This is a genomic window from Bradyrhizobium embrapense, assembly GCF_001189235.2.
Lineage (GTDB): Bacteria > Pseudomonadota > Alphaproteobacteria > Rhizobiales > Xanthobacteraceae > Bradyrhizobium > Bradyrhizobium embrapense.
Genome location: NZ_LFIP02000005.1, coordinates 519,194 through 537,652, shown reverse-complemented (window position 1 = coordinate 537,652; position 18,459 = coordinate 519,194). Strand labels below are relative to the sequence as shown.

The 18,459-nt window shown below is 64.1% G+C and carries 16 protein-coding genes; 3 read left to right on the top strand and 13 right to left on the bottom strand.

Going from position 1 to position 18,459, the window contains the following annotated elements; all coding sequences use genetic code 11:
- The first annotated feature begins 115 nt into the window (after positions 1-115).
- On the top strand, positions 116-3,592 hold the full coding sequence (locus AKN83_RS25070) for a DUF5801 repeats-in-toxin domain-containing protein (RefSeq protein WP_157113543.1): 3,477 nt from the start codon (positions 116-118) through the stop codon (positions 3,590-3,592).
- A gap of 70 nt (positions 3,593-3,662) precedes the next feature.
- Here the strand turns inward: AKN83_RS25070 and AKN83_RS25065 are convergent, their stop codons facing one another.
- A complete protein-coding gene (locus AKN83_RS25065; protein WP_050403412.1) occupies positions 3,663-5,432 on the bottom strand; it encodes an alkaline phosphatase family protein in 1,770 nt (589 codons plus the stop codon).
- Between the two features lie 300 nt (positions 5,433-5,732).
- Between AKN83_RS25065 and AKN83_RS25060 the strand changes: the two genes are divergently transcribed.
- Positions 5,733-7,163 carry a cytochrome c peroxidase gene (locus AKN83_RS25060; protein WP_083992204.1) on the top strand — a complete coding sequence of 477 codons (1,431 nt, stop codon included), beginning with the start codon at positions 5,733-5,735 and terminating at the stop codon, positions 7,161-7,163.
- A gap of 10 nt (positions 7,164-7,173) precedes the next feature.
- Here AKN83_RS25060 and AKN83_RS25055 read toward each other — a convergent pair whose 3' ends face one another.
- The 4 genes from AKN83_RS25055 to AKN83_RS25040 form a co-directional block, all read right to left on the bottom strand.
- Positions 7,174-7,860 carry a hypothetical protein gene (locus AKN83_RS25055; RefSeq protein ID WP_244522079.1) on the bottom strand — a complete coding sequence of 229 codons (687 nt, stop codon included), beginning with the start codon at positions 7,858-7,860 and terminating at the stop codon, positions 7,174-7,176.
- A gap of 115 nt (positions 7,861-7,975) precedes the next feature.
- Complete coding sequence (locus AKN83_RS25050) at positions 7,976-10,033, bottom strand: phospholipase C (RefSeq protein ID WP_244522078.1); 2,058 nt, start codon at positions 10,031-10,033, stop codon at positions 7,976-7,978.
- Between the two features lie 238 nt (positions 10,034-10,271).
- A complete protein-coding gene (locus AKN83_RS25045) occupies positions 10,272-11,648 on the bottom strand; it encodes a cytochrome c peroxidase (protein WP_050403410.1) in 1,377 nt (458 codons plus the stop codon).
- The gene (locus AKN83_RS25040; protein WP_244522077.1) at positions 11,645-12,472 is read right to left on the bottom strand and encodes an EfeM/EfeO family lipoprotein; all 828 of its coding nucleotides are present in this window, start codon (positions 12,470-12,472) and stop codon (positions 11,645-11,647) included. Before AKN83_RS25040 ends, AKN83_RS25045 begins: the two co-directional genes overlap by 4 nt.
- 189 nt (positions 12,473-12,661) lie before the next feature.
- Between AKN83_RS25040 and AKN83_RS25035 the strand changes: the two genes are divergently transcribed.
- Positions 12,662-13,153: a prepilin peptidase gene (locus AKN83_RS25035; RefSeq protein WP_050403408.1), complete on the top strand. Its 492-nt coding sequence runs from the start codon at positions 12,662-12,664 to the stop codon at positions 13,151-13,153.
- Between the two features lie 19 nt (positions 13,154-13,172).
- Here the strand turns inward: AKN83_RS25035 and AKN83_RS25030 are convergent, their stop codons facing one another.
- The 8 genes from AKN83_RS25030 to gspG are packed head-to-tail and all read right to left on the bottom strand — an operon-like array spanning position 13,173 to position 18,409.
- Positions 13,173-13,817: a hypothetical protein gene (locus AKN83_RS25030; protein WP_244522076.1), complete on the bottom strand. Its 645-nt coding sequence runs from the start codon at positions 13,815-13,817 to the stop codon at positions 13,173-13,175.
- Positions 13,817-14,380, bottom strand: coding sequence for a type II secretion system protein GspM (gene gspM / locus AKN83_RS25025; protein ID WP_050403406.1), 564 nt, complete (start codon positions 14,378-14,380; stop codon positions 13,817-13,819). Before gspM ends, AKN83_RS25030 begins: the two co-directional genes overlap by 1 nt.
- Positions 14,377-15,450 (bottom strand): PilN domain-containing protein, encoded by a 1,074-nt coding sequence (locus tag AKN83_RS25020; RefSeq protein WP_050403405.1) that lies wholly within the window; start codon positions 15,448-15,450, stop codon positions 14,377-14,379. The genes gspM and AKN83_RS25020 overlap by 4 nt, the downstream gene beginning before the upstream one ends.
- Complete coding sequence (locus AKN83_RS25015; RefSeq protein WP_050403404.1) at positions 15,450-16,355, bottom strand: type II secretion system minor pseudopilin; 906 nt, start codon at positions 16,353-16,355, stop codon at positions 15,450-15,452. Before AKN83_RS25015 ends, AKN83_RS25020 begins: the two co-directional genes overlap by 1 nt.
- The gene (locus AKN83_RS25010) at positions 16,355-17,065 is read right to left on the bottom strand and encodes a PulJ/GspJ family protein (RefSeq protein WP_050403403.1); all 711 of its coding nucleotides are present in this window, start codon (positions 17,063-17,065) and stop codon (positions 16,355-16,357) included. Before AKN83_RS25010 ends, AKN83_RS25015 begins: the two co-directional genes overlap by 1 nt.
- The gene (locus AKN83_RS25005; RefSeq protein ID WP_157113542.1) at positions 17,062-17,466 is read right to left on the bottom strand and encodes a prepilin-type N-terminal cleavage/methylation domain-containing protein; all 405 of its coding nucleotides are present in this window, start codon (positions 17,464-17,466) and stop codon (positions 17,062-17,064) included. The genes AKN83_RS25010 and AKN83_RS25005 overlap by 4 nt, the downstream gene beginning before the upstream one ends.
- Positions 17,447-17,911, bottom strand: coding sequence for a type II secretion system protein (locus AKN83_RS25000; protein ID WP_050403456.1), 465 nt, complete (start codon positions 17,909-17,911; stop codon positions 17,447-17,449). The genes AKN83_RS25005 and AKN83_RS25000 overlap by 20 nt, the downstream gene beginning before the upstream one ends.
- Before the next feature lie 15 nt (positions 17,912-17,926).
- Positions 17,927-18,409: a type II secretion system major pseudopilin GspG gene (gene gspG / locus AKN83_RS24995; protein WP_050403455.1), complete on the bottom strand. Its 483-nt coding sequence runs from the start codon at positions 18,407-18,409 to the stop codon at positions 17,927-17,929.
- Between the last annotated feature and the right edge of the window lie 50 nt (positions 18,410-18,459).

Sequence of the window (18,459 nt, the reverse complement as noted above, 5' to 3'; positions counted from 1 at the left end):
AACATACGGCGCCGCGTTCTGCCTGAGCTGTTTAGCAGGCGAAAAGCCAATGTTAGTCGCGTCCGACGTAGCGTTCGGGGACGCGTGCCTGGCCAGGTTTGGCCAGCTGCCCCGAGTGGTTGGCGTTGTTCAAACGGCGGCCGGCTGTGGCACGGTCACGCGTGCACGCGGCGTTGCCATTCAAATCGGGCCCGGTGATCCCGTTTGCCAGGGTGACGTCATCGAGATCGCAGCCGGCGGCCGGGTCGCAATCCGCATGGTCGATGGCACGGTGCTCGACCTGCCGGCTGACACCCGGCTGGAATTGGGCGACTTGGAAGACCGAGGTCGCCCCCTGCGCCCGGTGAGATTCGCCAAGGCCAGAAGCATCTTGCGCATGATCGGCGGCCGGCTGACGGGGTCGAGCGTGCTGGCGGCGGACACGCCTGTCGGCACCATTCGGGCGAGCGGCCTTGGCATGCTGTCGTTTGCGGCGCTGACCCTCTCACTCCTCGAGAACGCGCGGGCTGCGGAGCCGAACGTCACAATCCTGGACGACGACAAGATCAACTACAAGGACCTCCACCACGGAGTGTTCGAGCTGGTGACCAAGGAGGCGATCCCCAGACACATCGTCGTCGACGATCCCGGCGTGACGGTCATCCTGAGCCCCAAAGGGTCGTCGGTCGGGGTGAACCAGGTCACCAACAGCCCCGCCCACATGGAGGAACTGCGCGACGCCCAGCAGGAGGCGCTTGCCAATCTCGAGAAGGGAACGGGAGCGAGAGGCTCCGGAATGCCCGCTCTCGAAGAGTCGCCGCTGTTGCAGCCGATCAATTTCCAGCCTGACTCGCCGTCGCTGGTGCCAGATCCGCTCGCGCCCGTGCCAATTATCAAATTCGCTTTCATTGATATCTTCAACCCACCGCCACCACCGCCGCCGCTCAAGCTGACCTTCGGAGCAGCGCCGTCGCTGACATTGAGCGCGACGCACCTGACGGCGACGGCGCTGGACGACAACATCGCCGGCTCCTCGCCGAACGGGGCTCTCACCACGACGTCGGGGGACTTCTCGGTGAAGTTCGCCAGCGCACAGGACGCGGCGGGCGCAGCAGTCAGCTACGCCCTGACGATCACCGGCAGCAACGGCGCTGCGTCGGGAGTGATCGACTCGCACACTGGCCTGGCCGACGTGCTGGTTCTGAACGGCAACACCGTCGAAGGCCGCGTCGGCGCGCCCGGTGGGACGCTGGCATTCACGATCACGGTTGATCCGGCGACGGGGTTCGTGACCTTTGCCGAGTACCGGGCGGCGACACGGCCGCCTGGCACCAACACCGACGACAGCGAAATAGTGTCGCTGGCGAGCGGGGTCGTGACCCTGATTGCAACCGTGACAAAGGACGGCCAGTCGCAGGATGTGACCCTCGATCTCGGCAGCAAATTGACCATCATCGAAGACGACCCGAGCATCAGCACGAGCGGAACGGTTCCCTCGCTGACGCTAAGCGAGAAGCATCTGACGGCAACGCCGCTGGACGACAACATCGCCGGCTCAGCGCCGGATGGAACGCTGACCACGACCTCGGCCGACTTCTCGACGGCATTCAACGCGGTCCAGGGCGCGGACGGTGCAACGACCAGCTACGCGTTGGCGATCACCGGCGGCAACGGCACTCCGTCGGGCCTGATCGACTCGCACACCGGCCTGGCCGATCTGCTGGTTCTGAACGGCAACACCATCGAGGGCCATGTCGGCACGAGCAGCGGCACGCTGGCGTTCACCATCGCGCTCGATCCGGTCACCGGACGAGTGACCTTCACCGAGTATCGGGCGGTGAAGCAGTCGCTCGGCACCAGCCCGGACAGCGGCGAAGGTGTGGCGTTGAACGCCGGCCTCGTAAGCCTGGTGGCGACGATCACTGACAGGGACGGAGACTTCAAGAGCGCGAGCGTTGATCTCGGCAAGCAGCTGACGATTTTGGACGACGGTCCGAGCGTCAAGACGAGCGGCGCAACTCCGTCTCTGACGTTGAGCGAAGCGCATCTGACCGCAACGCAGTTCGACGACCACATCGCGGGCTCGGCGCCGGATGCGGCCTTTACCACGACGTCCGCCGACTTCTCGACCGCGTTCACCTCGGTTCAAGGCGCGGACGGCGCGACCATCCGCTACGCGCTGACGATCGCCGGCGGCAACGGCACCGCATCCGGCCTGATCGATTCGCACACGGGCTGCGCCGACGTGCTGGTCCTGAACGGCAACACCATTGAAGGCCGTGTCGGCACGACGAACGGCACGCTGGCGTTCACCATCTCGCTCGATCCAGCCACCGGGAGCGTGAGCTTCACCGAATATCGGGCAGCGATGCATCCGGCCGGCGACAGTGACAGCGTATCGTTGAATACCGGCGTCGTAGGCCTGGTTGCCACCATCACGGACAAGGACGGCGACTTCCAGAGCGCGTCGATCGATCTCGGCAAGCAACTGACGATCACGGACGACAGTCCGACGATTTGCAACTTTTCAAAGATTTGCGTCGCCGACCATGACAATCAGTTCGCGACCGGCACCTACGATGTCAATTTTGGCGCTGACGGTGACGCCGCGATGCTCGTTGCCATTCATAATGGTGCAGTTGACAACACCGGATTCGATCTGGCCGCGTCGCACCTGGCCGACGGCAATACCGCGGTGCACGTCACTGGAAATGGCGACAACTTCACCTTCTACTATTCGACCCACGAGGTAGGCGGCGGCGTCGAACTGGACGCCTATCGTGCGGATTGCGGCGGCACCCTGACCGATCCGTATTTCAAGCTGCTGATCGATCCGCACGGAACCTTTTGCTTCAATCTCGAGAACGTCGATCTGCTCAAGGACGTCACCGCGACCGGCTCCGATTTCGGCGCCCCGGACGAGGCGAAGCCGTCACTGACCGCGGCGGACGGACAACTCGTTATCACCGGCTCTGACAGCTGCGGCCATCCCCTCGACGTCAAGGCGTCGAGCAGCGGCATTGCGGTCGGCGATTGCGGGCTGCAGATGGACCCAGACGAGCAGTTGAACCTCGCGTTCTCCGGGAAACAGTCGCAAGTCGGTCTGACCCTCGATCAATGGCAGGGTTGCGGAGCTGCGAGCGTAACCTTCAAGGTCCTTGATGGCAGCTGCGACGTCCACGACTTCAGCATCTGCGTTCCGAAGCCACCCGATGGCTGCACCGGGATCGTGGTGAAGGAAACCTCGAATGCTTCGCTGATCAATACCTACAGCTTTGACAATACGACGTTGACCTACACGCTCTACGTCGGAAAGGAGTTCAATCAGGTCCAGGTCGACTACGATCATGCGGCAGACGGCAACGCCACGTTCACGGTCAACAACATCGCCTATACCGAGAAAACGACCATCCCGGGCACCGATCTGCTGTTCGACGTGTCCGCCATCGACAAGGACGGCAATGCAGCCACGGCCATCCTTCCGGTCGATGTTCAGGACCTCAAGACCTGGACGTCTGCCCCGACATTCGCGCCCAGCCCGGTAAGCGCTGCGATGGCCGGCAGCATTCTGCCAGACCAGGTTACTCACGTACAACACGATCTGATCTTGTAGCGGGCCCTGAGCCCTGATGAAGATCCTGGCCCGCGTCGCATGTCGGCGCGGGCCAGGATTGTTTCATGCGTCAGTGCCAGCCTTCGCCGGCCTTCAGCGCCGCCGAGAGGCTGCGCACCGGGCGCGTCACCAGCGGCTCCAGATCGAAGCGCTTTTCGAGCATCCGGAGGATCGACGTGGTGTCGAAGTCCTCATGCGCGACGCCCGACTTGTTGAAGCGCTTGGCGATCAGCAGCGCCGGAACGCGGGTGCCGGGGCCCCACTGGTCCGCAGCCTTGGCTTCGGCGCCATGGCGATTGAACGGCGGGGGCGGAACGTGGTCCCACTGTCCGCCGAACTCGTCATAGGTGATGACAATCAGCGTGTCCCTGCCATCCGGCCCTTCGACGATCGCCTTGACGAGATCCACGAGGTGCTGGCTGCCTTCGGATTCGCTGGTGTAGCCCGGATGCTCGTTCTCCTCGCCGATCGGCTTGACGAAGCTGACCTGCTTCAGCCGGCCGTTCTTGGCCGCCTGGATGAATTCCGCCTCGTCCTTCAGGTGATCCCTGCGGGCCTGCGTTCCCGGCGCGTAATTGGCGAAGTAGTTGAGCGCCTGATGGTGGTACTGGAAGTCCACGTCGGGGCAGTTCGGGAACACCGCCGTCGAGACATGGTTCGGATCGGTGCAGGTCGTGCCGTTGCCGTTGGTCCAGCCGGATGCGCCGACATCGCCATTGGCGTTCGACCAGCCGCCCGAATACCAGGCCCAGTCGACATGCTTGGCCGACAGCCGATCGCCGATGTTCGGCGTGTGCAGCGGCGGCAGGCGCTTGATATCCGGAGTGCCCGGCGAATAGGGCTGATAGGTCGGCTGCGTGGTGTTGACCGCGTAGTCGCCGCAGGCGAGGCCGGCCGGCAAACCGGGCTGGTTGCACTTCGCCGTCAGCTGCGCGTCCTTCACGGTCGACAGCGGCGTATAGAGCGGCGTGCTGGTCGGCATGCCGTTGGCATCGACGATCGCGTGGAAGTCGTTGGCGCTGCCGTCGTTCAAGGCACCGACGAACTGCGGCGCCGCGGCCGCGACCAGGAACTGGTGATTGAGGAACGAACCGCCGAACGCGCCTTGGAAGAAACTGTCGGCGATGACGTAATTCGGCGCGCCGTGGCTGTGCAGATAGGTGTAGATCGGCAGCTTCTTGGTGTCGTAATAACCCATCACGAGACCTGCAGCGTCGCTGCCGGTCATGTAGCGGTTCTGCCGGCCACCGTTGAGCTGGTACTGCTCGCTGTAGAAGCGATGCACGATGTCCTCGGTGCAGCCGCCGGGCGAGCCGGTGCCGTTGAGGAAGCCATGCGCCGCGAAAGCGCCGAGCGGCTTCGGACAGGTGGTCGCCGAGGTCGGGATGAAGTCGTTGATCTCGAACGGCTTGTTCTTGAAGGCGCTGAGGATCGCGACCGAGCCCGTGTTGTCGGTGCAGGTCGTCGGCTGCGGCGACGGCGAGGTCAGGTTGACGTCATTCTGCAACAGGCAGGCATAGACGGTCTGGTTGTCCTGCCGGACCTGCAGCGTATGCGCCTGATCGGCGTCGGAGGTGCCGTTGATCCGGTCGCGGCCGACATCGCCCCAGTGCCCGTAGAGGTTATCGAAGCTGTGGTTCTCCTGGTAGATGACGACGATGTGCTTATACTGGTGCACACCTTCGTGGCCGCGGTCACGCAGATCACGCAGCTCGTCCCTGACCTCGTGCTTGAACTCATCAATGATCTTTTCGACCAGATTTTCGGCGTTTGCCACCGGTGAGATGGCAACGGCGCCAGCAACAACTGCGAGCGCCGGAATGGCTCCCCAAAGCCGCATAGTGCTCTCCTGATTTTAGAAAGGAATAGAAATGGAGTTACACGCTATGCAAAACACATTTCGCTGGGATGACTGTTTTTCGACGCGCGCACAAACGGGTGAAAGATGCGCATGCGCCCGATCAATTTTCGTTCTGTCACATTCAGATCGGCTTCGTTGATCGATCGTCATCAAACCGCAATCAACCGTCGTCTATCCAAACAGATGGTCATTGATCCTGCCGACAGGAAACTGTCGCCTCCGTGACATCTTCCGGCGTACGGCAGCGCAAATACATTGTGACGGGGGCGTTTTCTCGCAATGGCTTGGGATATTCTGGCGTCCGGCTCCGGAAAATGTCGTGCTGCATCGGCCGATCGTGGCGTCACAACGGCACGGGCCGCGCTGCTCGCGCTCATCGTCACGTTGCTGCCGTTGCGCGCGACCGCATTCCCGCTCGGCGGCGACCAGACCGTGCTGCCGGCGGGCACGGAATTTTCCGAGGATGCGCTGGCGCGGCCGCGCGAAATCTTTCATTCCGAAGCGATGGCCGGGCGCAAGTCCTATCTGGTCAATCTCGGCGATCTCGCGTTCAATTCGCCTTCCATCCTGGGCGGCAAGGCCCGCCAGGCCGAGATGAGCTGCGGCACCTGTCACGTCAACGGCGCATCGAACCCGAAACTGTTCGTTCCGGGCCTATCCTCCCGCCCCGGCACCTTCGACACGACCAGCCTTGTCTTCAACGCGAAGACGTTCAACAGCATCCTCGACCCGGTCAGGATCCCGAGCCTGCGGGGCGCCCGCTTCCTCGCGCCTTACGGACATGACGGGCGCATGACCTCGCTGCGCGACTTCGTATATAATGTCATCGTCAACGAGTTTTCCGGGCCGCGGCCGAGCGACGCAGTGCTCGACGGCCTGGTCGCCTATATCAACGACATCGACTTCCTCCCCAATCCGAAGATCGCGCCCGGCGGCCGGCTCGCCGCGCAGGCCAGCGTCGAGGAACGGCGCGGCGAGGCGCTGTTCTTCAAGCCATTCCCGAAGCAGGCCGAGCTGAGCTGCGCCGGCTGTCATGTTCCCGCCGGAACATTCAATGACCAAGTGCGTCACGACGTGGGATCGGGCGGACTGGTCAAAACGCCCACTTTGCTGAACGCGAATTTCAATGCGCCGTATTTCCACGACGGCCGCTACGACAGCTACGAACAGGTCGTCGAGCATTTCGATCGCGTGTTCGACCTCGAACTGTCGACCCAGGACACGCAGGACCTCGTGGCCTACCTGAATGCGGTCGGCGACGGCGAACGGCCGTTCGACAAGGACGGCGTCGTGCTGCGGATGAAGGAAGTGCAGGAGCTATCGAGCGTGCTCGAGGTCGCGATCCCGACCGCCGACACCGCGGTGGTGTCGCTGGCCGTCACCGGGGTCGGCGCCGAACTGCGCGAACTGACCGAGCACATCCCCGACATCCGGAACAGTTCGATCGGCGGCAAGGACGAGCGGCTTGCCGCGCGGGCGATCCTGAAGGATCTCGTTCTGACCTTGCGCCGCATCGACCTCGAGGTCGGAGCCGGCCGGATCGAGGAAGCGATGGCGGAATACCGCAAATTTGCCCAGCTGGTGAATTTCGACGTTCCGGTCGCCCTGAAAAAGGCCGAGCCCTGGTCCCTCTTCAACAGCAACGTGCATCAGTCGCACTACACGGCGCTTGGCCGGATGCTGCCGGTGACGAGCCGGCAGTCACAGTAGCGCGACGCGCTCACTGAGAGGCCGGCGGCTCGACCCATACATCGCTCTGCTGGATCCTGCGGATCAGTGCTTGCGGGTCGAACTTGCGCAAACCTGCGGGAACCTCGAAGGTTTGCACGGGCTGCGGTTCGTCGCGGATGCGATCGGCCGCGATCACCGTCCCGTCAGCAGTTTTGATCTGGACCGGAAACCTATGTTCGCGGTCGACCCAGCCGGTAAAGCTCAAACCGGACGGCGCTTCGATTCGATAGACGTCGGTGTTGCGCCCCCCGATTGCTCCCTCTCCGTCGCGTTGACAGTGCCATGTCGCGAGATCGACCGGCGCGGACAGCTGCGCGATCGCCTGCCATTGCCGGCACGGGTCGTCCGGATCGACCGGAACGAACATCCGGGTCAGCGGGCTGGACTGCCGTGCGTCCATAAAGACATGTGCGCCGGGACGGACGAAAACCGCCGCGGGCTTCACCATATCGATCAGGAAGAAGCCATCCGGCAACGCCATTGCTTCGATCCGGACCTTCTGGTGCGAGACGCGCAGCGTTCCCACCATGGTTGTCGCTTCGTCCTTACGCGCAACGAGGTCGGCTGAGAACTGCTGGGCCACGGCCGGCATCGGAGCATGGGCCAGGATCGCAGCGGCAACCAGGAAGGCCGCCGCGCCCCGGCCTGTCGAGCACGTCTTCTCATTGCGCTTCATCGTATGTTTCCGGCGATCAGATGGCTTGCAGAACATGACAGCGCCGACCGAACCATCGGTTCGATCGGCGCCGATCTCGGTTCAAATCAAGACCTCGTCCTGGACGAGAGCTCGATCACTCGGTGTAGGGCAAATTGACCGGCTTGCTGAAGTCGAACGCGTCGAACAGGTCGGACAGCGCCGGGCTGTTGGTCGGGACGTACTCGTTGTTCCTCGCGTAAGTCGGGTTCGGCAGGTTGTCGCGGCTGCGGTGCGTGAGCGGCTCGAGAGCCCAGTTGCGCTCAATGAACTTCAGCAGCGAAACGTGGTCGGCATAGTTGTGGTTGATCTTGCCGCCCGTCGAATAGGGCGAGAGGATCAGGGTCGGGATACGCGGTCCGTCGCCGAAGAAGTCGATCGACTGCGTGTAACCGGAGTCCCAATAGCCGCCGGCTTCGTCCCAGGTGATGAAGACGGCAGTGTCGGCCTTCAACTCCGGATTGTTGTCCAGCGCGTTGAGCACGTTCAGGACATAGGCCTCGAACAGATCAACCTTCGAGCTCTGCGGATGACCGTCGAGCAGGCCGTCCGGCTTGCCGAACGACACCGCGGGCAGCGTGTTGTGCTGGATCGCCGTGATCAGATCCGCGGTGTCCTTCATGTGAGCCTGACGCACGGCCGGATTGGCCATGATCGAGGTCGCATACTGGAACGGATTGCAGATCTGGCAGTAGGCAACACCGAGCGCGTGCGCCGGATCGGCGACCGCGGCGGCGCTGAGGTTGGGGTTCGACGGATTGGCGGCAACCGCGGCGTTGGAAAGCGCCACGGCGTCGTTGAACGCACCACCATAGAACGCCCAGGAGATGTTCTTCTCCATCAGCGCATCGCCGATCGTGCGAACCGACGACGGCGGGACGTTGTTGCCGCCGGACAGCGCGCCGTTCGGCAGATAGCCCGGATTGACGTTGTTGAGCATGTAGTAGTGGTTGGGCTTGCAGTTCGGCTCCGCCGCGTACGGCAGATTGTTGAGGTAGGTGACGATCGGCTTCACGCCGGGCTGGAACACGTCCGAGCAATTGCTCCAATTGCCGTCGACGGTGTAGCGGTTGACCGAACCCGCAACCGGATTCGGGTTGGCGATCAGGTTGGCCGGCGGCGTCACCGGATTGCCCTTGCCGTCGCTCCAGAACGCCGCATCGCCGGTGCCGAGCATGAAGTGGTTCGCGCCGGTGCCACCGTGGAACGACTGGTGGAAGTTGTCGCTGAGGGTGAAGCGGTCGGCGAGCATCTTCAGGATCGGAGCCTGACCCTGCTGAACATTGTAGAAGCCCATCGAGTTGGCCATGCTCTTGTTGGACGCCGAATAGGTCGCCATCACGAACGGGAACAAATCGTTCAGGCAGCCCGAATTGTTCTTCTTGGTGGCGTTGGCGGCGCTGCAATCTTCCTGCTGCCAATCCTGATAGAAGCGATGGGTCGAGTCGCCGGTGTAGTCGTCGTCGCTGATCTGCTCGCCCTGCAGCTGGAACGGTCCGTTCAGACCGCCGGCGCCGGGAATGCGGGTATCCAGCACACCGGTCGGCAGGCCGCTGAAGCCGGTGGTCAGGATGTCGAGGTCCGCCGGGTCCATATCCTTCTCGACGCTGGCCTCGGCGATCGTCTTGAACGGAGGCGAGGTGTCGCTCTGCGCGGTCGGGGTGCCGTTGGTGTTCGGCTGCGGCATCAAATTGGTCGCGTTGTAGGGCGACTTCGCGATAACAGGCGCGCCGATGTAGAACGACGGCTGGCCTGCGACCGAATACTGCTGCGCTTGCGCGAAGTTCGGTCCCGGCGTTCCATCCTCGTTGACGATGCCCTTCGACAACAGGTTGGAGATAGTCTGCCCCTTGCCCTTCGGCTTGTAGATACCGAAGGTGTGATCGAGGCCGCGGTTCTCACCGATCAGGATGATGACGTGCTTGATCGGCGAAGCGGTCTTGCCCTTGCCGCCGTGATCCTTGTCGTCATGATCGTGGTCATGCTTGACGCGATCAGCTTCCTGATGCGCCTGGTGATTGTGATGCGGACGCTTGTCCCAGTCACTGTGTCCGCCCGGATAGTGGGCGGCATATGCGGCTGTTGCGGCGAGCACCGTTGACGCGATGCAGAGCGCGGTGCTGGTTCGCCAGTGCTTTTTGTAGTTCAAACTCATTGTCGACCTCAGGGTGTTTGCGGTTAGCAACGCACCCTGCTTAGTGCGACAGTATGACGCATGGTTTTCGCTTGCGTGAAAGCGCGCGAGAAATTTCGAAACGTTCGAATATTCTCTGTGGAGATATCTGCTGCTGCACACTGCAACTCCACGATTCGTCTTTTCAACTGAAGATCGAATATTGTTGGAGCGCTCCACGCAGCAGCGCGGATCGCGAATGCTCTACAGTTCAGCCCAATCAATGCGCGATGTGCCTGGAGCGCATCACCTCGCGAAGCGCAGCGTAATGCTGATCATGCACATCTTGATTGAACAACGACCACGGCTCGGCGCTCGCCAGCAACGCAGGCACCGCAGCCGCCATCAGGTTGCGATAATTCCTGAACTCGTTCGCAGCATCGGCGTTGCGGCCCGCTGCAACGGCCATCTCTATCCGCCGCAGCGTGAGCACGAGCTCCTTCAGCCCGTTGCGCGCCAGCACGCGCTGCTGCTCGCCGCCCGACACGCTGGTGTTCTTGCGATCGGGATATTGCTCGGTCAATTCGCGCAGCTCGCGGCCGATCGTATCGACGGCAAGCGCGACGATGTCCTTGTCGCCGGCAGGAATCGCGGTCGCCAGCACCGTCGAGAAATCGTTGATCTCCTTCAGCGTCGCGCTGGCGCCGTCGCGTTCATACGGCTGCACGCCGTCGCCGACCGCCGTGAGATAGGCGACGAGGTCGCCCTTGTCCTGCGCCGAGAGGCCGAGCTGAAAGGTCCGGTCGAAGTAATCGACGACCTGGCTGAAATTGTCGAAGCGGCCATCGTGGAAATACGGTGCGTTGAAGTCGGCGTTGCGCAGGGTCGGCGTCTTGAACAGACCGCCCGAGCCGACGTCATGCTGCTGGTGATCGACGAAGCCGGACGATGGAACGTGGCATCCCGCGCAGCTCAGCGCCGGATCGTGTGGGAACGGTTTTGTGAACAGCGCTTCGCCGCGGCGCTCCGCGTCGGTGATCTTGCCGGCCAGCCGGCCGGCGGGACCGAGGCTCGGATTGGGCAAGAAGTCGATGTCGTGAAGATAGGCCACGATCGCATCGAGCGTTGCCGGCGACGGCTCGGGACCTGCGAACTCGCTGGTGATGACGTTGTGGACGAAGTCGCGCAGCGAGGCGAACCGGCCATCGGCGCCGTAGGGCGCAAGATAGCGTGCGCCGCGCAAGCTCGGAATCCGCACCGGATCGAACGAAAGGTTGTTGGCCTTCGGGTTGAACAGCGCCCCGGTGGTGTCGAACGTCCCGGGCCGGCTCGACATCTTCGGCATGAAGAATTTGGCGTTGTTCGCGCCGTTGACGTGGCAGGTGCCGCAGCTCACGCCGGCCTGCCGCGCCACCTCGCCGAGCAGCCCCGGCGAATTGAAGGCGAGGTCGCCGAGATTCACCAGATACGACTTGGCTCCGGTCCGCTCCGACTGGAACACCTCGCGCGGCTTGTCGAGCGCATCCTCGTTCAGCTCGGTCGCAACCGGCAGCACCGTCTTGTCGCCGTCGACCGGAAACGCCGCGACGCGGCCGAGCAGCGCCAGGGCAATGGCCGCGGAGAGCAACGCAGCCCGGCGCAGGTGAAGCGATCTCATCGCGCCTGCGCCTCCAGCGTCGGGCGCTGCAGCCCGAGCTTTGCCGAAGCGCTCTGCAGCGCGACGACCAGCTCCTCGCTGGTCTGGCGCAGATCGGCGATATCGACGTGCGGCAGATCGGGCGTGGCGACGATCGCCTCGAGCCGCTCGATCCGGTTCGTCACCATCTCGTCGAGCTTGCCGTCGACCGTGTTGAGCGCGGCGGAGAAAATCGTGTGATAGGCGAAGTCGATGCCCGCGATATTGTTGCGCATATCGTCCAGCGAGGTGCCGCTGATGCGCGACTCGCCGCCATCGGCTTTGCTTTCGCCGACCTCGTAGGCGAGCCGCACCGTGCCATCCAGAAGGCCCTGCGGCGTCAGCTTGATGTCCTTGAGCTTGCCGTGCAGATCGTTGAGGTGCTCGACCAGGCCCGTCGCGTCGGTGGCGACGTCGGTGCTACCGGCTCCGAACAGCTTGGCCTCGATGGCGTGAAACCCGCTGTCGGCGTTGGGCCAAGCGTCGATCTGCGCATCGAGTTCGGGGACGAAGCCTGCGGTGAACACCTCCGAGCGTTCCCAGCCCGCGCGCGCCGACAACCAGGCCTTCCTGGCGCCGGGCAAATCCGCGGCGGCTGCGCGCTCGCGCAAAGCGCGCGCCCCCGCCAGCGCACTGCCAACGCCCTCGATCAAATACGGCCGATAGCGCTCGGCACCGTCCTCGAGAGCGCCCGCATTCGCGGCGCGCAGGTTTGCCGACGCTGCCAGCAGAGCCAGGCAAGCCGCCACTCGCATCTTGTGCATAGTCAACCCACTCGTCTGCCGCGAGGGGCTCGCGGCGAGCAACGGGGCGAACTATTGTCGGTATCCTATGCGGATTTGTGACAGCGCAGACTTTTTGTCGCATCTTTTCTGCTTCGCTATCGTCGCTGACGATCACAATCCCGCAAACGCGTTGCTCGATAGAAAATGCACTGTTCAACGCGCGCGAGTTGTTGCAACACAGCGTTCACGCGTCACACTTGTCCCGCCATCATGCCAATCGATCGCGAAGCTCTTTATTTCATCGCATCCTACGGCGCGCTTTGTGTGCTGTGCTGCACCGTCGCGCTGATCGACCTTCGCCATGGCATCATTCCCGATTGGCTGAATCTTGCGATCGCGGCACTCGGGCTTGTAAATGTGGTCATAACAGAGAGCATGCCAGCCGCGTTCAGCGCGATGGCGATCGCCGCTCTCGTCGGCGCCCTGTTCTTGCTGTTGCAGCGCCTTTACTTCGTCTTGCGGCATGTGGACGGCTTAGGACTCGGCGACGTCAAGTTCCTTGCCGCGGCGACGATCTGGGTCGGCGCATTGGGGATTCCGACCTTGCTGCTGATCGCGGCGCTCGCAGCACTTGCCGTTGCCGGCAGCCTGCAACTCGCCGGACACGAGATGAAGCGCCAGACCTCGATCCCGTTCGGCCCTTTTCTGGCGCTCGGACTTCTCCTGACGCCGGCCCTGCAGGGCTGGCTCGGATTGAACTAGCGCGGAAGCGAAAGCGCCGTCATTTCTGGATCCGCGCGGCCAACGGCCTCCTGTCAACACTGACCGGAACGAGGCGGACGTCCCCGCTCTCCTCGGTGCCCGGCTGGGGTAGCGAGAGCACGGCATCATGCTCGTCTTTCTGCATCGTGACTTCGCGGCCGCTGATGGTTCGCAGCTTCCATCCCTGGAAATCGTCGCCGAGCTTCAGCCGCAATGCGGTCTTGTTCGATTGGTCGAGAAAGATCCCGAAGCTTTCATCGTCTCCCGCGATGGTGCCGACCAGCGACAGCGGCGGCGGCTCGAGCGCGACCTTGCGCGGCGGCGGCGGCAACGGCTTGCTGACTTCCGGCTCCGCGACGACGGCAGGCGACGGCCGTCGCGACGGCGAAAACACCGGGCGGTCGCGGGTGTTGGACAGCGTCTTGAGCGGAATGCCCCACAGCGGATTTGCACTGAGCGGCCGGGGCGTCGGCGCAGGCGCAGGCGCCACCCGGACCGACGTCACTGGTTCGGACGGCGGCGATAAACTGAGCACCGGTCCGCCCAGGCGGGTATCATCGAGCATCCCGGCGTCCAGTGCATCGCCGGATGGGTCAGGCACCGCAGCCGGCACCGAATAGGCCGACACCGCCAACAGCGCGATGGTTGCAGCGAAGCGTCGCATCATTTGGCTCCTCGCCATTGCCCGGATACGCCGAGCAGCACGCGCAGCCTGCCGGGATCGGCGCCCTTGGCCGCTTCGTCGGCGACGGGTTGCACGACCAGTTGGTCGATGAACAGGAACGGCATGCCGGCTTCGAGATCGTAGAGCACCTGCTGCAATTGCGCCTGTTCGATCTCGCTGCTCGCGACCATGCTGATGAAGCCGGCCTTGGCCGGCGCGTTGGGAACGTCGAGCTGCGTCGACAACACATTGCCGCCGGCCTTGATCACCGCGCCCGACACGCGTTGCAGCAAGGTGGCGCCGGCAACCGTGACGGTCGCGCCCTCGAGATAGGCCGAACCGGTCGGCATCGCAGGCTGGCCGGGCGCGGTGTTCGCCTTGGACCGTCCCTCGAGCTGCTCGAGCATTCCGGCCGACGCCGCAACATCGCTGCGCAGGCCGATGATGTCCGAGAGCGACGAGATGACGACGAACAGCAGCAGCACGAATAGGCCGAGATAGCTCGCGGTCGCGACCAGCGGCGAGGTGCTGACGGCGGTCAGCGATCGGGATGCTGCACTCATGAGCCGGACCCGAAATAGGCGGATATGTTGGCCTCGACGTGGAACCGCTCCGCCGATTCATTCGCGGCGCGGGTCGTCGGCGCGAAGAACGTCGCGCGGGTGAATTGCGGCGACTGCTCCAGCAGGCGGATCAGGGATGGCGCATCCTGGGTCAGCCCCACCACCTGCACCTTGTTGCCCTCGATGCGCAGCTCCGTCACATAGGTGCTGTCGGGCAGGACGCGCGAGATCGCTTCCAGAACCATGACGCTCGACGGCGTCGTCTGCTTGCGCTTGGCGAGCAGGCCGATGCCGGACGAGTCGCCATTGGCATCGAGACGCAGCGCAGCGCGGCGCTGCGAGATGCGGTGTTGCAGGTCCTCCTGCTCGGATTGCAGCGATCCGCCGACATAGACGTTGAGCAGCAACGAGACCGCGGCCGCGACCGCCGTCGAAACCAGGCCGATGCGCAACAGGCGCGGTACCGCAGGTCCGGCAAGGCCGCGCAGCGATCGGTCGAGCAGCGTCACCTGCTGCGGGGCGCCGTCACCGCCAACCGCCGGCGCCGAGACGGCAACGGAAGCGGCGCCGAGCATGCTGGCCATCCGGATCAGCGGATCGACCTTGCTCGCCGCGGTCGCACTGAATGCGACTTCGATCCGGTCATTGGCGATCGGCCGCGGCGAACCCCAGCCAAAGACCGCATCGGCGGCGGTCCATGGTGTCAGCCGGTCGACCTGCGCACGGATCATGCCATCGAGGAAGTCGCCAGCCTGGCTCGGGAAATCGAGCACGCGGCTGACGATGTGATCCGATCGCAATCGCACCTCGATGCGGCTGCCGTCGAACACCGTCTTCCACTCCGCCGACAACGGCGGTTGCGGTGCGTCGTGATCGAGCCGGAACGAAACCGGTGCCGACGGCGAGCCATCCCTCGCCACGGCGGCGCGGGCCGTGAACGTGCCGTCGGCGTTCTCGTCGAGCTCGATGCTGCGCCGGCGCATGAAGCTGCCCGCAACGCCGTCGACGGCGGTCGCGACCGCGCCGATCCATTGCTCGAACCATTGCCGTGCGTCAGCGAGTATTGCCATCAACCTCTCCTCTGCGGCAGAACCAAACTGCGCGGCTCGACATCGTTCTGCCAGGACAACACACGATAGGGCTCGACCTTGTCGCCGAGTGCGATCACGGCTTCAGACGTGGTGCGGTGACCGTTGCGGAACCGGATCGAGATTGCGATCCGGTAGCAAGGGCTCTGCGCAGTCGATGCCGCAGTCTGCGGGTTCGGCGCCTGCGATCCGGCGGCAGGGGCGCCGTTCGGCGCGGGAGCAGGCGAACCGAAGCTGTCCTGCTGCTTCCCCGATGCAAGTGCCACCTCGGGCGCCGCGATCGCCGGATCAACATCCGGACTGCCGTTGAACACCGTCACGAACGGCAACACCCGATCGACGAAGGCCTCGGGGATGCTGGCGACCAGGGCCAGCTCGTTGACATGGGTGAACAGCCCTTGCCGCGGCGAATAGCCGAGCGCGTTGTAGCGCGCGGCCTCCACATTGTCGCTGCCCGGCGCGGGCCGGGTTCGCCAGCCGACGATCCGGTCGGCATATTCGGTCGCGGCGTCCTTCCGGGCGCCGAGCACGACGAAGAGGCCGGTCAGCATCTCCTTGGACGCATAGTTCAGGTCGACGCGGCCGGCCTCCGATATGAAGGTGACAGCGACGCTGGCGTCGTCCAGCCCGAAATGAAACGCCCCGTGCTGCGGCCTCGTCTTCTCATCCGTCAGCGTCAGCTGGTAGGCGGTGAGCTCGAGCCCGGCCGACACCAGCGCCTCGGTCTGCAACGACAGATCGCTGGCTGCCAACGCACGCGCGGAGGCGGCAAGATAGGCCGAGAAGATGATCGCCAGCGACGACAGCGCGAGCAGGATCCAGAGCACCGCAACGATGACGAATCCGCGGTCGGGCGGCGATCGGCCGATATTGCCGGAGGCGCCCATCACGTCTTCCCCTGGTCTGTGGTCGCGCCGTCGGAGCTCTGCTTGTCGCCGCAATTGCCGTCCGGCTTGGTGCAGTCGCTCGGGATCTGGACATGGACCGGCGCAATGGTCGACACCGACAGGACGCGCTGGCTCGCCGCATCACGCACCGTGAGCCGGATCATCGCCGGCAGCTTGTTGGCATCCTTCCACACACCCTTCCAGGCGCGGTCGGGACCGGCATAGGCGAACGACAGGCGATAGGGTGCGCGCAGCAGCACGACGGGGCTGCCGAGATGCACCTGCTCCGACAGCGACACCCCGTCGGCCAGCGGCGTGAAGCGCGCCTGCGAACGAACCGTGACGAACTCGCCGCGATCGCGGGTCTCGCCAAGGCGCACCACGTCGAGCCCCGGCCCCGCATTCGGCCCCACCGACGTGCGCACGAACATCACGGACAGTTCCGATCCGTCGAACAACGGCTTGTGGGTATCGCGGTTGGCGGCAACGAACTCGGCCGCGGCAAGATCGGCGCCGATCCGCTCCAGCGCGATCCCGATCAGCTCGCTGCGCTGGATCCGGTCGAGCCCCCGGTTCCAGCTCGGCAGCCATTGCGCCGTGATGCTGGCGAGCGCCGACAGCAGCAGCCCCATCAGCGCCAGCGCGACGATGGTCTCGATCAGCGTGAAGCCGCGTTCACCCGTTCGCTGTGCTGTGCCTGCCGGGGTCATTCCGAAGACCTCGGCATCAGGCGCACGGTACGGATGTCGGACAATGCACCGCCTGGGGATTTGACGCGAATGCGCACCAATTCCGGCGTCCAAGGCAAATTGCCCTCGGGCACCGTCCAGTCACCACCAAGCGGACTGATCTCGATGGTCCAGCGGTAGCCCTCCGCCTGCCCCGTCGACGTGCCCGACTGCAATTCGGCGCGCGGCGGAATGCCGACCGTCATCAAGGTGCGCACCGCCTGCATCAGCGCAACGTGCTGCTCCATGGCCCGGACGCCGCGCGTCTTGACGCCCATGACGGCGCCGATCGCAACGATCGAGACAGCCACCAGCGCCAGCGCCACCAGCACCTCGATGATGGTGAACCCCGCTTCCTGGCGGTTAGTTGGCGGCGACGTCACGAGCAACGATTTCAACCCTTCCGGTGAGCCAGTTGACGCGAACCTCATATCCCGCATCGAGCCGCGTCAGCGCGATGGAGCCGCCGCAGGAACCGCCATTGGCGAAGAAGCGGATGGTCGACAGTGCGGCGCGGCGCTGACAGCTCTGCGGCAGCACCGCATCGAACCGCACGTCGTCGGGGATCCGCACCGTCATGCGCGACGCGCCGGAGTGGATCACCCGGCTCGGCGCGTCGACCAGCGTCGCGACGCTGGTGCTGCGCTCGATGGCGGCATTGCGATCGGCCTTCAGCAGCGTTGCGGTCTGCAGCGCATAGGCCTGCAAGCGCGAGCGCGAGGTCTGGTGCGGAATAAACGGCAGCAGCACGGCGGCCAGCAACGCGATGATGGCAAGGACGCACACCATCTCGAGCAAGGTGAAACCGCGCTGCGACGCCTCATTCATGCGCGCCATGCATCCCTATTGCTGGTCATTGTTGGCGGCCGTCGTCTTTTCAAGCGAGATGTCGGCCGAGGTGCCGCTGCCGCCCTCCTGACCGTCGGAGCCGTAGGAGACGATGTCGTAAGGCCCGTGCTCCCCGGGCGAGCGATAGAGATAGGGATGGTTCCAGGGATCGTTCGGAACGTTGCCGCCCTTCAGATACGGACCGTTCCAGGCCGCGACGCCCGGCGTGCGTCGGACCAGCGCGGCAAGCCCCTCCGCCGTGGACGGGAATCGGCCGGCATCGAGATAGAACAGGTCGAGCGCGCTGGAGAAGCTCTGCAGCTGGATGCGCGCGGTCTTGACCTTGGATTCGCTGAGATAGTTGAGCACGCGCGGCCCGATCAGCCCCATGATGAGGCCGATGATCGCGATCACGACCAACATCTCGACCAGCGTGAAGCCCTCCTGCCCCGAACGCCATTGCTTTTGCGACTCCGCGCGATCGCGTCCCGCTCGCATGGAGAATGTTTCGATGATCGTGTTGCGCGATATCATGACCGATGACCCCT